This window comes from Nocardia wallacei (assembly GCF_014466955.1).
Taxonomy (GTDB): Bacteria; Actinomycetota; Actinomycetes; order Mycobacteriales; family Mycobacteriaceae; genus Nocardia; species Nocardia wallacei.
In genome coordinates, this window is record NZ_AP023396.1 from 6,298,730 (window position 1) to 6,312,150 (window position 13,421).

The following is a 13,421-nucleotide window of genomic DNA, read 5'->3' on the forward strand; positions in this document are numbered from 1 at the left end:
GGCGGTCAAGCCCGGTAGAGTTTGGACGGTCGTACCACCACGCGCGAGTGGCGGAATTGGCAGACGCGCTGGATTTAGGTTCCAGTGTCCTAGGACGTAGGGGTTCAAGTCCCCTCTCGCGCACAGATTCCCGGCAAATCTGCCGGATCTGCGTGCCGTGTGTTCGAGCGCACTCGAACACACGGAGGTGACCTGGGAAAATGCGCACCCACCTGCGACAACCTCTGACATGTCCGCCGGGATCGGCGGACAACCGCCCGGCCACCGGATGCGAACGGGGCCGCCCATGATTCCACCGCTGCTCCCTCCGCAGGCCACGCTCGAACAGCTGATCCGCGGACCACTGCCCGGACCACCGGAACCGGCTCCGGGACCCGACGACGACATCCTCTTCGGCGTCTCGACACTCGGCGAGGCCGGCCGAGTCCTCGACCGGTATCTGATGTCAGCACTCGAATGGGCACCGGGAACGCACCTGCAGATCCCGCCCCTGGACGACCTTCTGCTCGCAGGCCCCTCCCCTGACGGCCCGGTCCGTGTCACCGCCGAGGGCTATTTCCGCATCCCATTCCGCCAGCGACGCCGAGTCGGGCTTCTCATCGGCCACCGCGTCCTACTGAGCGGACCACATCACCAAACCCGAACAACGCGCCACTGCGTGCCTACGCGATCCGCCCGCGGGTTAACGACTTTCACCCCGCCCGTCATCGGCATGGGCTACATCGCCACCTACGCCGCCCGGCACGGGGTTCAATGTCGGTGTCCTCAACGCCGAGGCCCACGGCCTGGGCATCACCGAAACCATCGACCTGGTGAACACGGCCCGGCCGCACTGGGCAGGATTCAACGCGCCAAAGAATATTTCATGTGAGCACTAGTCCAGGCGCATTGTTGTGATTCCAGCCATAGATGGCGGTACCCAGGTGTTGTTGGCGGCCCACAACGCTGGATCACGGCCAGTGTGTGTCGTCGTACAGTCCCCACGTGGACGTCTTCGTCCTCGGGTTACGGATCTCCTTGCAGTAGAAGGAATGACCCGGCGTCGTCGACTGCGGATCTCGCCCCTGGGAGTTCAGCCTGTTGGCCTGCGCTTGACACGCCGCCTTCGAGTTGTACGTGTTGATCGGGCCGGCAGCGGCCGGCCCCGCGTTGATGGCGCAGAGCCCCCCGAATGCGGCAACCACCGCAAACGATGCCAGTGCCGAAGCTTTCCGACGCATTGTGTCCCTCTCCCGATCTCCCGCCGGCAGCAGGTGCCGCCGGGCCCTTCATGACTGGCGAGCTCGTCGAGAATGTTGCCCGCTATCTGGTTCGACGCACGGTCACCGCAAACGGTTCCGTCTTGGCGCCCAATATCTGACATCCACACACAGAGCGAGAGGAGACGACCCCGCGGAAGCGATGCGGAATTCTTCGGTCCTCCGGTGCGTCCTCGTGTGTGCAGTGCATCGCCGGACCTCGCGGTCTCGGGCAGAATGTAGTGGCCTCGGCGACGGCGCTGCGCACTCGGCGACCACAGCCGTTGACCGCTACCAGCCCGGCGGGCCGGAATACCGGCTACCCGAATACCGGCCCCTGCCGGTCCGGCCTCCCTGGCGCTCGCCTACGCCGTCTGTCGGGTCTGGGCGAGCCTCTGACCTTCGACGCAATGGGAACTAGCACTTCGGGTAAAGCTCCTGGGCACCGGCAGAACCAACAACTGTTCTGAGCCGAGTCGGGACGACATCTTGGTCGGTTGACGCTCCGCCCTCACGCTCGAAATTGCCGCTCGCTTCAGCATTTCCAGTCGTCGAGGAGGGACCCGAGGTCAGTCAGCTCGTCGATCGCACCGGTGGCGGCAGTGCACACGTCGTGTGTCACGTCGTCGGTATCGAGGGTCCATCGGCGGCGGCTTCCCTCTCGGTTCGCGGTAATGATCGCGGGACTGTTCGGATCGGTGCTGAATGCCAACGCATGTACGTTGGCCGGGCGCGAGGTGAGAATGAGAGCAGGCTCGAAACCGGTGGAAGTGCGCTGCCAGATGCGGATCGAGCCATCATCGCCGCTGACTGCGATACCGGCGCTGTCGGCACTGAATGTGATGGTGCGGTAGGTGAATCCCGCGCTGCCGGGTCGCCTGTCGGACGTTCCCGATGTGTTGAGAACGGAAAGTACCTGCGCCGCTGGTTTGTCGACTCCCGGCCGTAGGTCAGCAGCGGGGTAGACCGCGACTGTTCCGTTGTCGGCGGCGTAGGCGAGGTATTTTCCATCGGGGCTGAACGCCAGAGCTCGGATCGTACTGGCGATGGGAATGCTCACGGTGGGGGAAGTGGGTAGCACCGCACGCGTTCCGAGCCCCCACAGTTCGAGATGGTTCAGGTAGTTACCGGTCGCCAACAGCGTGTTGTCCGGACTCAACGCCAGCGCGGGAGGGAATCTGGCCACAGGGATGTCGACGCCGAGGTTGCGGTGGTTGGCCAGATCTGAGATCCGGACGTGACCGGGCCGGCCGTTGCAGCTGAGGACGGCGTAGCGAGCGTCAGTGCTGACCGCGACGGCGTCGGCCGTGCCGGTGGAGGCTTCCGCGCAGCCGGGCGCGGAGTTCACGGGTTCTCCGGTCGCGGTGTCATAGGTCGTGACTGTGCCGTCGCGGGCCGCCGCCGCGAGAATGGTGCCGTCGACGGTGTAGGCGAGTGCGGTGGCGTCGGCCCACCTGTGGTGTCGCATCAGAGTGGGGTCGATGCGCCACAGGGCGATGGTGCCATCGACACCCGTGGTGGCAAGCGTCGAGTAGTCGGGACTGAACGCCAAGCTGGTCACCATGTCGGTGTGGCCGACGAGGACAGCGAGGGAATTATCGTCTGTGGCAGTGTCGAGCAGACGTACCGAATGGTTTTCCTGAGTCAGGGCGATCACGAGGTTGTCGGCACCGAAATCGATGCTGCGCGCAGCGGTATCGAGAGCGACGAATCGGCCGGTTTCGTCGCCGGTGTCGAGGTCCCACCAACGCACGGTGCCATTGTGATCCGCCAACACGAGTCGTCGGCCATGCTGATCCAAGGCGATGGCTCGCAGCTCGTTGACTGACTCACGGATCGTGCGGGATGGTTTGCCGCCCCGATGGATTTGGACGATGCCGCTGTCGGCCAGAGCCATGGTTTGCCCGTCGCGACTGAACGCGACCGATTGCACCTTCGTGATCGTCCCAGCTGGTAGGGGGAGCGGATTCAGACCCTCCGCGTCCCACAACGCAGGCATTCCGGCCGCGTCGACGGTGGCCAGGACTGCAGTGACAGGGTTGTATCGCAGAGTTGCCGCACCGTCGTTGAAGCTGCCCGGCAGCACTGTCCACTGATCGGTCTCGACGTCGAATACCGAGATTCTGCGGCCGGCGTTGACGGCGATGCGACGGCCGGTCGGGTCCAATGACACCGCATAGGGTTTGCCCACGACGGAGGTCGAAACGCGAGGGGTCCACGTGGCGGTGTCGTACAGGGTGATCTTTGTGTTCGTTCCGTCTTGCGCGGCGACCACCATCCGAACTCCGGCGCGGTCGAAGGCGAGCTCGACATTGGGGCTGCCGTTTCCCGGTATCCGCCCCGCGAACATGTCATCTTGGGTACTGAGCAGGGCGCTGCGTGTCTGGAAGTCGGAGTACCCGCGCTCGGCGTTTGCGGCAAGTAGACCACCAACTTCGGGCGCGCCCGAACGCACCGTGTACGACGTCGCGGCTTGTTCGTGAGCGTGGGAAATCCGGTATTGGGCGGTTTGGTCTTGTTCGGCACGCACCGCAAACACTGCGGTCCCGACCATTACGGCCCCGACCAGCGTCAATGCGACAACGGCTTTGCGCAGTCGCTCACTACGCTGCTTTTCCCGCTGGAGTCGTCGCGCCTCGAACTCGGCGAGTTCGCCATGATGGGTCACGCTGGCATCGAGGAACTCGCGCTCGAGGATGCTCAGCTCGTCGTGCTGCTCGCTGGCCCACTTCGCGAAGTCCTCAGTCCTGCCCGCCGATAGCAGACCATCGACCTTCTTCCCCTCGGCCTCCCAGTGCAGAGCATCGACCGCGTACCGATGACGCACTGCTCGATCTTCGTGGCTGTCGGCGATCCATTTTCGTAGGAGTGGCCAGGAACGGAGCAGTGCTTCATGAGTGATCTGGATTCCGGACTGATCCGCAGTGAGTAGGCGCTCGTGAATGAACTTGTCCACCACTGCATCGACCACGTGCGGCGGAATATCTTTCCATTCGAGTTCGCGCCGTGCGACCGGCCGACGAGCCCAGATCTTTTCGCCTGTCACCGATCTGATCAGCACGCGCTCGATTGCGCGCTGTCCGTCGGAATCCAAACTCTCGTACACGCTGTTCGCCAGCTTGGCGATAGACCCGCTGATGCCGCGTGACTTTCGGTAATGCGCGACGGTCAGCCGTTTTCCACCGGGGGCACGTTCCTTCCACGCCTCCTGCAGGGCATGGGAAAGGTGAGGTAGCGCGCCAGGATCATGCGCGCCGTCGCCACCGCTGACTGCCAACTCGGTCAGGATCAGCTCGACCAGGTCTTCATCGGCGGTCACGCCACACAGGGCCGCAGGCCCGACGATGGCTCGGCGCACCTGTTCCCGAGTCATTGCTCCGACATTGACCGGCGCCCCCAGCCCGGCCGCCAGAAACTCGTGGTTCAACGCGGATCCGTAGAAATCCGCACGGATGACCACCACGATCACGGTTTCAGGTCGGTCCGCCACACTCTGCAACTGCTCGAAGAACGCCGGAGCCACCACCGGCCGCCCAGAACTGTCAGGCTCGGCATCCTCGACAGGTTCGGTACCGTGCAGAGTCCAGACCTCTTCGCATTGGTCAGCGACCAGAACCTGTCCCGCCTCGGACCCCGCCAAGTGCCGCACCGCGTCCGAGAGCGCCTCGAGCGGGTTACTTCCGGGCGTAAAGACCTCTACCTTGACGCCTTCACTGATCAAGGGAGCCAATCCGGCACCCACCAGCGACGATTTGCCTGAGCCCGAAACACCCACGACGACCACGAGGCGAGGGCCCGAACCGGCAAAGCCTGCCGAGATTCGTTGTGCCAGGTCCTGTGCCAGATCTTCACGGCCGAAGAACTCCTCGGCGTGCTCGGGACCATAGGACGCCAACCCACGAAATGGTGAGGTCGTTCGAGCGTCTCGAGCCTTCTGCTCGGCGGCGGCCTTCTCCCGCCAGCGTCGCCAGTTCGCCATCGGCTGACGGCCAAACGATCTGCCCTCGCGCTCGGCCGCGCGAGCAGCACGATCGGCAAGATCCTGCAGCACCACCTCGAGCGACTCGCTCCACGAACGAGGCACCCGCGGATCCGGGTTGTTCGGACCCGGAAGCCAGCCCCGGATCGTCTCGATGTTGGTCAATCTGGTCGTCGACACGATCTCCGTCACCGTCGGTGACCCCGCCTGCTGATACAGCCGCGCGAACCGACGGCCCCACTCCGATCGACCGGCCATCGGGCTGCCCGACATCACGATCCCCACCGTTCCAACCCGACTCGGGTCTCAAAAACCAAGCCATTACCGCAGATCAGGACCGGTCGAGCCACCGCCCACGGGCAAACAGATGATCCGACTCGAGGTCTAGTTGAACCCGAACAACACAAACCGCCCACCTCTCGGTCGGAAAGAACTGGCCCCTGGGTTGTTCACCATTCCACTCAATCAGAAGGAGACCCGAAATGGGTTATAAGAAGGGCGATGACGTCGTCGCCAAGAAGGATCTCGGCGGCGTCGTCCGTGACTCCGTCCGTGCCGGCAGCAAGGGCACCGTGACCGAAACCAATACGTTCGGCGAACCCACCAAGGTTGCCTTCCGCGACGGCAACAAGACCAAGGAGATCCGCGTCAACGGCAAAGAAGTCCGCTGACCACCTAGCTACTGCGGGGTGCGGTCGCTCGGCGCAGCCCTGACCTCCCGCAGTCCCACCCTCGGGCCGTCGCGGTCCGGTTCAAATGCTGAACCGCGCCGTCCCACACACCGACGGAGTCAACATGCACAGAACCCCAAGCCTCACTGTGACCGCGCTGCTCGCCGCTGCAGCGGTAACCGCGCTCGCTGGCCCCGCTGCGGCGGCGCCAGCCGATCCCTTCAGCCAGATCGCCCACATCATTGCCGACTCGATCTCGACCGGCTCGGTGGTACCGCTGCCACCCTGCACGCCCGGCACCGTCACCGACATCGGCTGTGAACCGAACTGAACTCCAACAGATTCTATGCCCCGCAGCCGGATCGGAATCGACCCTCCGAACACCAACTCGATACCACCTTCGAAAGGAACCACGATGAACATGCCATGGACCCGAATGACCCTGATGGCCGTCACGGCTTCGGCCCTTGCCCTCGGTCCGGCCAGTACCGCACACGCGGACTTCTACGGTCCCTTCCCTGACGCCGCCGCGTGCGAATCGGCGCGCAAGGCTATTCAGTCGGGAACGCATACCGGGGAAGACGGCGAGACCGAGTTCACGGGCTTCTACACCTGCTCCCGGACCGGTGACGGGAACTGGTATGTCGACGGCCCGGCCTAGCCGAACATTCCGCTCGGCAGCGCCCTCCGCGGCACCCGGAGAAGCTACATCTTCTGATCTTTCACCGGTGATACGCACTGCCCGCACGGGCGGCCACGAGCAAGGACCAAACCAATGACCATGAACCGCATCATCATCGCGGCAACGGTGGCCTCCATCCTCAGCAGTGTCGGCGTCGCCGGCCAGGCGTCCGCGGACACCTACGGGCCCTTCGGAAACGTGGAGGAATGCGTCGGACAACGACGGGATAATGAACACCGGCATCTGCTACCAGGACGACTACGGCGACTGGTACTTCACCCTCTAGATGCGGCAACCGCTGAAGGAACGAACATGACGAAACGAATTGCAGTGCTGTTGTCGGCAGCAGCCGCAGTGGGTGCATTGATCGCGGGAGGAGGCACCGCCAATGCGGATGAAGGGCCGTATGCCTCGTATCCGACCAAAGAGGACTGCGTCCGCGGTGCCGATTCGTACAACCAGATGCAGCAGGAGCGTGGGTACAAGACCCTACGCGTCATTCGGGACTGTTACCCCGCGTACGGCAGATGGTGGTTCGACGCCCGGTACTGAGGGCTACTGACCTGCACGAAGCACGAGTCCACGACAGAACTGACACTCCGTGCAGGTCGAACATTCCGCCGAAATGCCAGCCCGAGACCAGGTTTCAGTATCTGCCTCGGGCTCGGGTGCGTCCCGGGGAGAGAGAGTGGTTCGCCCCCCGGGGACGAGGACTCGACTGGAAGGAAGCTCTCGCATCACGACAGCAACATTTTCGACCTTGATAGCGGACTGATCCCTGACGCAAACTTGCAGCCGCCAACGAGCCCACATGCGCATGGACCCACTCTCGACGAAGAACGCCGCCGTGCTGTGCCAGGTGTTCGAGGAATGGTCGCCGGCGGCGCGACGACTTTTCCGCAGAAGGCTTCATGGAGCTTGTCCGCCACGCGGACGTATCGCTAGTTGTGCGCAAGGCCGGTGTTCTGGAGCGATTCGAGCCCGTATGGGGCTGACCATCGGGGAAGTCACAGGTGATCTCCCTTTGACGCAGCCGGGTTGCGATTCGGCGCTCTGCTAGTCGACGATCGATTCGACGGTCTGGTCGGTGATCTCACTGATGGAGTCGGCGGTGATCTCCAGGACACGGGCGGAGCCGATGTCGAAGAACAGGCCCGTCACTGTGAGTCCGCGTTCGGCGGTGGCTCGGCGAATCACCGTGTGCGCCTGCAAGATTTGCACCTGCACAGCCACGTTCACCATGCTCAGCTGGGCGGTCTCGTCGTAGCCCGCCGCCGCGGCGGCGACCCGCACCGGATGACCGGCGCGATAGGCTTCCAAGCTCGACCGGCCGTGCGCGAGCCAGGTGTCCAGGCCCGGCCCGGCGGAGGTGTCGGCGAGCAGCGCTTTCATTGCGCCGCACGAGGAGTGACCGCAGACGACGACGTTGCGGACCTGCAGATTGTCCACCGCGAAGGCGAGCGCCGCTTCCATCGAGGTATCGGAGCCGTCGGCCGGGACGAGGTTGCCCACATTGCGGACGGTGAACAGATCGCCCGGACCGCTGTTGGTGATCACGTTGGGCACGATCCGGGAATCCGCGCAGGTGAGGAACAATGAATGCGGATCCTGCTTGTCGCGCAGCTCGCCCAGATGCGGCCGCACCACATGCGCGTGACTGCGATGGTACGCGGCCACACCGGCCGCGACCGGGTCGTGGTTGCGTTCAGGCCACGGGCCCAGCAGTTCGTCCAACAGCCCGCGCGTGCGGCCGCGCTGCGGCGGCCCGCTCAGCGCGTGCGCCATCCGGGCGGTACCGATCTCCACGAATTCCACTGTGCCGCCGGTCTCCTCGTGCTGCCGCGCCCAGTCGTGGATGGCCTCGTACGCGGCGTGGTCGAGGAAGTCGATGGTCAGTTCGACCAGCACGTAGGTGCCGGTGGGGACTTTGCCGAACGCCTTGGACAGCTTCGGCAGGGCCAGGAATGTGCAGGTCCCCTCGATGCCGACGATCCACCGCCCGGTGCCGTCCGCCGGTGCGGCCTGGACCGACACCTTCACCACCCGCCACAGCAGCAGCGCGAACGCCAGCGCCAGGCCGATCAGCACGCCCTCGAGCAGGTTCAGGAAGACCACGCACGCGATCGTCACGACATAGACCAGCAGGTCGCCGGTGCGGCGAGCGAGGCGAATGTGCGCCAGTTTCACCAATTGAACGCCGATCACGACCAGCAGTCCGGCCAGCGCCGATTTCGGGATCTGCTGCACGACGCCGACCAGCGCGATGGAGAACACCAGGATCCAGACACCGTGCAGGAACGCCGAGGCTTTGGTTTTGGCTCCCGCCGCCACGTTGGTGGAGCTGCGCACGATGACACCCGTGACCGGCAAGCCGCCGAGCATGCCGGAGGTCATGTTCGCCGCGCCCTGTGCCATCAGCTCGCGATCGAAGTTGGTGCGCTCACCCGTGTGCATCTTGTCGACGGCCACGGCGCACAGCAGGCTCTCCACGCTGGCGATCAGCGCGATCGTCAGCACCGCCACCGCGACGCCGCCCCAGTCACCGCTGGGCAGGCCGGGCAGACCGATGGCGTCGAACAGCGAGCCGTCGATCTTGATCCGCTCCGGATCACCCGGCAGGACCAGCGACAGCACCGTGCCCACCACCACCGCCACCAGCGGACCGGGAATCAGGCGCGCCTTCTCCGGCACCCATCGCCAGGCGACGATGATGCCGATCACGATCACGCCGACGGTGAGATCGACGACGTGCAGATCGAGCAGCTGACTCGGCAACCCGGTGACGTTCGCGAAAGCCGAACTGCGCGACGTGCCGCCCAGCAGCACGTGTACCTGCTGCAGTGCGATGGTGACACCGATACCCGCGAGCATGGCGTGCACCACCACCGGCGCGATCGCCAGCGCGACCCGCGCGATTCGGCTCAACCCGAACATGATCTGCAGCAATCCGGCCGCGACGGTGATGAAACAGGTTGTCTTCCAACCGAATTGATGAATGGTCTCGGCAACGACCACGGTCAGGCCGGCGGCCGGGCCACTCACCTGCAACGGCGAACCACCCAGGATGCCGACAACGATTCCGCCCACCGCCGCGGTGATCAGACCGGCGGCGACGGGCGCGTCCGAGGCGATGGCGATGCCCAGTGACAACGGTAGGGCAACGAGGAACACCACGATCGAAGCGGGGAAATCGTGGCGCGCGATGGACGACAGACGAACGGACCAGGAACTCTGCGACGAGCGACCCGAACGGGGCGGGGTGTCGGTGTCGACGGACATATCTCTCCTTGACCGGAACCGATCGGACCGGTCGGGTCGAACATGTTCTCCAGGCATCGAAGCCGCTGCGGGACATCGATGTCCGGCGGCCCCCCGGAAAGGACGTGCACCGTAGATAGTAAAGAACCCTCAAAGTCCGAGAAAAGGTTCTTTAGCAAAGGGCAGCACATTTCGCCGAGCCAACGCCCAGAAATGATCTTGTAATGTTTACAACTTATCCCGGCAGAGGAGACATTCGACGGAATGCGTCACCCACTCACTCTGCCGCAGCGATTCCCGGCGACGTCAGCGGAACGTTTGCCGGACCCGACCGGGGGGTACGGAGGCAGCGGCAACTCACCGGTGACCAGTGCGGTAGCCGCCGCGAAGTCGACCGCGGTCGCCAACGCCCTCGCCGCGTCGACGCAACGGGCCAGCGAACCCACCGCGGAATTCGACGAACTGGAAATAGACACCGACGACACCGGCGCCGTCGTCTGGAAAGTCGACCTGGTGCGCGGCGACCACAGCGACGTCACCTACACCGTCGACCCGCACGACGGCGACATCATCGGCTCCGGCAGCCGCTGACGCTCGGGCTCACGGTTCGTCATCCCAGGTGTGGCGGGTGTCGTCCCACCTGTGACCGACCGAGACCATGGCCGAGAACTGCCCGGGCCGGAACGGGTCAGCTCTCGATCGGCAGCCCGGCGGCCGTCCAGTCCTGGATGCCGTCGCGATACTTGCGCACGTTGGTATAGCCGAGGGCCTCCAGCTTGGTGGCCACCTGCTGACTGTTGGCGCACGACGCGTTCGAGCAGTAGGTGACGATTGCTGCCGACTTGTCCGGAAGCAGCTGCGGTGCTGTGGTTTCCACGTCGGCTTCGACCAGGTTCAACGCGCCGGGCAGGTGTGCCTTGGCGTAGTACTCGGCACCGAGCGCGTCGAGCACGGTGACCGATCCGGCTTCGATTTCCTTGGCGAGTTCCTCGCGAGTAATCAGTGCGGTCATGACGTAGTGCCTCTCTCGAGCGTGCATTTATGTGCGTGTGCACGCTACTACATATGTGCGCGCGCACGCAATTGGTTATGGTCGAGGAGTGCCGACTCCCGTGAACCGAACTCACCCAGCGGTCACCGCCTGGGCGGCGCTGCTCCACGTGCACGCCAGACTGGTGCCCGAACTCGACGCCGCCCTGCGCCGCGCCACCGGGCTACCGCTGAGCTGGTATGACGTCCTGCTGGAACTGGATGCGCCACAACGCCTTCGGATGAGCGACCTGGGTGAGCGAGTGGTGCTGAGCCGAACGCGGGTGAGCCGGCTGATCACGGAGTTGGAGACCCAGGGTCTGGTGCGCCGGGAATCCAACCCGGACGACGGCCGCTCGGCCTTCGTGAGCATTACCGATTCAGGCAGGCGTCGGCTGCGCGAAGCCGCTCCGCACTACCTGTCCGGCATCGAGGAACGCTTCGCCGCAGTGTCCGTCGACGACCTGAACACACTGGCCGCGACCCTGCGGAAGGTACTGGGCCGAGCCGACCTACCCGATCCGGCCACGCCCGGCTGAGCTACCGCGCCCCAACTCGGCGCCCCCAACTCGGCGCCCCCAACTCGGCGCCCATGGCCCCCCGGCGCGTTCGAAAGGCCACGGCGGCAGCGACATTCACCTCGGACACCGAAACCCGCCGGTGCTCTTGCCTTTCCACCCCCGCCCCCGAAACCGGACATCCGGTTGTGGTCCGCGCGATTTCGGCATCCCGAGCCGGATGTTTGTGTGACACTGAGATTCAGATCATGTATCGGGTTGCCGCGTAGGTAGTCGGCGGAGCCTCCCAACGAATCAGATGTTGCTCGTGATGTCGGTAGTACTCGACGCCGTGCCCGCGAAGGTTTGGGGGTTGTCATGGGGTACACAGCGGATCGACGAACGCTTCTGAGGGCCGGTGCGCTCGTCGCTCTGGGAGCTTTCGGGATATCGGGGTTGGGAACGGCGTGTTCGGCGGGCCGTGGTGGGGCCGGAATCCGCGGCGACACAATACGATTCGGGTTCCTGGCGAACATGCAGGTGCCCGATCCGGACGTCTTCTACGAGGGAGAGGGCCTGCAGGTCACCCTGAGCGTCTACGAGGGCCTGGTCGCCTACCGACCCGATTCGCCCGAAATCGGGCCCGGGCTGGCCGAATCGTGGACGGTCAGCGACGACGGCCGCACCTACACGTTCAAGCTGCGCGCCGGTGTCACCTTCCACGACGGCACGCCGATGACGGCGGCCACGATGATCGCGAGTTTTCAACGGCGTACCGCGGTCGACCAAGCACCGGCCTATCTGATCGCCGACGTGGTCTCGATGTCCGCGCCAGACGACGCCACTCTCGTGATCGAACTCGGCCAACCGGTCGAGCCGTTCCTGGACTACCTCGCCTGCCCGTGGGGGCCCAAGGCGGTCAGCCCGACCGCGGTCCGGGCCCACAGCGTGAACGATGATCTGGCGCAGGGCTGGCTGAGTACACACGACGCGGGAACCGGACCCTACCGGATCACGGAGTTCGTGCCGAGCAGCCATTACACGCTGACCGCTTGGGACGGCTACTGGGGCACGAACCCGGAATTCACCACACTGCGTATCGAGATCATCCCGGACATCACGACGCAACGCCTGCTACTCGAGCAGGGACAGCTGGACGTCATCGCCAAAGGTCTGCCGATCTCCGCGATCGACGCGATGCGGACGAACCCGAAGGTGACCGTGACCGAACACCCGACGGCGTTCAAGACCTCGATCTTCCTGAACTGGAAGAAGGGCGCGTTCTCCCGCACCGAGTTCCGCCAGGCGATGCGCTCGGCGGTAGACGTTCCCGCTCTCGTCGAGCCGGCCTACGGCTCGACGGCCGCACGATCCACCCAGTTCTACCCGGCCGGCGTATTACCGGCCGGCGCCGCACCGGACCTGCCCGACCACGACGCATCCGAGCTGAGGGCGCTGATCGCGAAGCTCCCGGACAAGGAGAAGAAGATCGACCTCGCCTACGACGAGGCGGGCGGTGCGACCGATGCCCGTGTCGCCGAGTTACTCCACACGCAGTTGGCGGCACTGGGACTGGCTGTCACGGTGCGGGCCATGCCCACCTCGCAGGTGTTCGCACTACATTCGGCGCCCGTGGAGCAGCAGCCGCACATGCTGCTGCACGGCTCCGGCGGCGACGCGCTCGACGCCGACACCACACTGCGGATCTTCTTCCGCACGGGGGTGTCACCGATCAACTGGTTCAACTATTCGAACAGCCGTCTCGACGCGGTCATGGACGCCGGTAAGCGATCACTCAGCAAGAAGGACGCCCAGAAACATTGGGTCGAAGGCGCGGAGATCGTGATGGATCAGGCCTGGGTCATCAACCTCTGCGACATCAAGGACGCCATCGCGACCAACTCCGACCTCGGCCAAGTCGTGCACACGCTGCTCGGCACCGGGATGGTGCCCATCAACCTGCTCCGGAGGGTGACGACACCATGAAGCACGCACCGAGCGCCGCAGCCAGCACGGATGAACACGACCGGCCGCAGGCCACACGCGCGCCGCGTGCACGGGTGCGCG

Annotated in this window: 10 protein-coding genes and 1 tRNA gene; 7 read left to right on the forward strand and 4 right to left on the reverse strand. The window is 64.8% G+C overall.

Annotation, left to right across the window (positions count from 1 at the left end; all coding sequences use genetic code 11):
* Nucleotides 1-41: 41 nt before the first annotated feature.
* Nucleotides 42-123: transfer RNA gene (locus NWFMUON74_RS28065), tRNA-Leu, on the forward strand.
* A gap of 1,650 nt (nt 124-1,773) precedes the next feature.
* Here the strand turns inward: NWFMUON74_RS28065 and NWFMUON74_RS28070 are convergent.
* Nucleotides 1,774-5,502, reverse strand: coding sequence for an nSTAND1 domain-containing NTPase (locus NWFMUON74_RS28070; protein WP_187684753.1), 3,729 nt, complete (start codon nt 5,500-5,502; stop codon nt 1,774-1,776).
* A gap of 197 nt (nt 5,503-5,699) precedes the next feature.
* Between NWFMUON74_RS28070 and NWFMUON74_RS28075 the strand changes: the two genes are divergently transcribed.
* Nucleotides 5,700-5,888, forward strand: a complete 189-nt coding sequence (locus NWFMUON74_RS28075; RefSeq protein WP_187684754.1) for a hypothetical protein — start codon at nt 5,700-5,702, stop codon at nt 5,886-5,888.
* A gap of 81 nt (nt 5,889-5,969) precedes the next feature.
* Here NWFMUON74_RS28075 and NWFMUON74_RS28080 read toward each other — a convergent pair whose 3' ends face one another.
* Nucleotides 5,970-6,311: a hypothetical protein gene (locus NWFMUON74_RS28080; RefSeq protein ID WP_187684755.1), complete on the reverse strand. Its 342-nt coding sequence runs from the start codon at nt 6,309-6,311 to the stop codon at nt 5,970-5,972.
* Between NWFMUON74_RS28080 and NWFMUON74_RS28085 the strand changes: the two genes are divergently transcribed.
* Together NWFMUON74_RS28085 and NWFMUON74_RS28090 are read left to right on the forward strand one after the other, a co-directional pair.
* Nucleotides 6,304-6,549 carry a hypothetical protein gene (locus NWFMUON74_RS28085; protein WP_187684756.1) on the forward strand — a complete coding sequence of 82 codons (246 nt, stop codon included), beginning with the start codon at nt 6,304-6,306 and terminating at the stop codon, nt 6,547-6,549. The genes NWFMUON74_RS28080 and NWFMUON74_RS28085 overlap by 8 nt on opposite strands.
* A gap of 114 nt (nt 6,550-6,663) precedes the next feature.
* Nucleotides 6,664-7,122 carry a hypothetical protein gene (locus NWFMUON74_RS28090; protein WP_187684757.1) on the forward strand — a complete coding sequence of 153 codons (459 nt, stop codon included), beginning with the start codon at nt 6,664-6,666 and terminating at the stop codon, nt 7,120-7,122.
* A gap of 504 nt (nt 7,123-7,626) precedes the next feature.
* Here the strand turns inward: NWFMUON74_RS28090 and NWFMUON74_RS28095 are convergent.
* Complete coding sequence (locus NWFMUON74_RS28095; RefSeq protein ID WP_187684758.1) at nt 7,627-9,849, reverse strand: SulP family inorganic anion transporter; 2,223 nt, start codon at nt 9,847-9,849, stop codon at nt 7,627-7,629.
* A gap of 342 nt (nt 9,850-10,191) precedes the next feature.
* Here NWFMUON74_RS28095 and NWFMUON74_RS28100 point away from each other — a divergent pair, with 342 nt between their 5' ends.
* Nucleotides 10,192-10,419 (forward strand): PepSY domain-containing protein, encoded by a 228-nt coding sequence (locus tag NWFMUON74_RS28100; protein WP_187684759.1) that lies wholly within the window; start codon nt 10,192-10,194, stop codon nt 10,417-10,419.
* A gap of 97 nt (nt 10,420-10,516) precedes the next feature.
* Here the strand turns inward: NWFMUON74_RS28100 and NWFMUON74_RS28105 are convergent, their stop codons facing one another.
* Nucleotides 10,517-10,840, reverse strand: coding sequence for a rhodanese-like domain-containing protein (locus NWFMUON74_RS28105; protein ID WP_187684760.1), 324 nt, complete (start codon nt 10,838-10,840; stop codon nt 10,517-10,519).
* 100 nt (nt 10,841-10,940) lie between these two features.
* On the opposite strand from NWFMUON74_RS28105, the gene NWFMUON74_RS28110 reads away from it, so the two are divergent.
* Together NWFMUON74_RS28110 and NWFMUON74_RS28115 are read left to right on the forward strand one after the other, a co-directional pair.
* A complete protein-coding gene (locus NWFMUON74_RS28110) occupies nt 10,941-11,396 on the forward strand; it encodes a MarR family winged helix-turn-helix transcriptional regulator (RefSeq protein ID WP_187684761.1) in 456 nt (151 codons plus the stop codon).
* A 492-nt stretch (nt 11,397-11,888) separates the two neighbouring features.
* Nucleotides 11,889-13,340, forward strand: a complete 1,452-nt coding sequence (locus NWFMUON74_RS28115; RefSeq protein ID WP_187684762.1) for an ABC transporter substrate-binding protein — start codon at nt 11,889-11,891, stop codon at nt 13,338-13,340.
* Nucleotides 13,341-13,421: the final 81 nt, after the last annotated feature.

What these genes read in the sequence shown, in the direction of transcription:
- NWFMUON74_RS28090 (WP_187684757.1), top strand. Translation starts at nt 6,664, where the DNA reads ATGACCATGAACCGCATCATCATCGCGGCAACGGTGGCCTCCATCCTC.
- NWFMUON74_RS28095 (WP_187684758.1), bottom strand. Translation starts at nt 9,849, where the DNA reads ATGTCCGTCGACACCGACACCCCGCCCCGTTCGGGTCGCTCGTCGCAG.
- NWFMUON74_RS28075 (WP_187684754.1), top strand. Translation starts at nt 5,700, where the DNA reads ATGGGTTATAAGAAGGGCGATGACGTCGTCGCCAAGAAGGATCTCGGC.
- NWFMUON74_RS28115 (WP_187684762.1), top strand. Translation starts at nt 11,889, where the DNA reads ATGCAGGTGCCCGATCCGGACGTCTTCTACGAGGGAGAGGGCCTGCAG.
- NWFMUON74_RS28080 (WP_187684755.1), bottom strand. Translation starts at nt 6,311, where the DNA reads ATGTTCATCGTGGTTCCTTTCGAAGGTGGTATCGAGTTGGTGTTCGGA.
- NWFMUON74_RS28105 (WP_187684760.1), bottom strand. Translation starts at nt 10,840, where the DNA reads ATGACCGCACTGATTACTCGCGAGGAACTCGCCAAGGAAATCGAAGCC.
- NWFMUON74_RS28085 (WP_187684756.1), top strand. Translation starts at nt 6,304, where the DNA reads ATGAACATGCCATGGACCCGAATGACCCTGATGGCCGTCACGGCTTCG.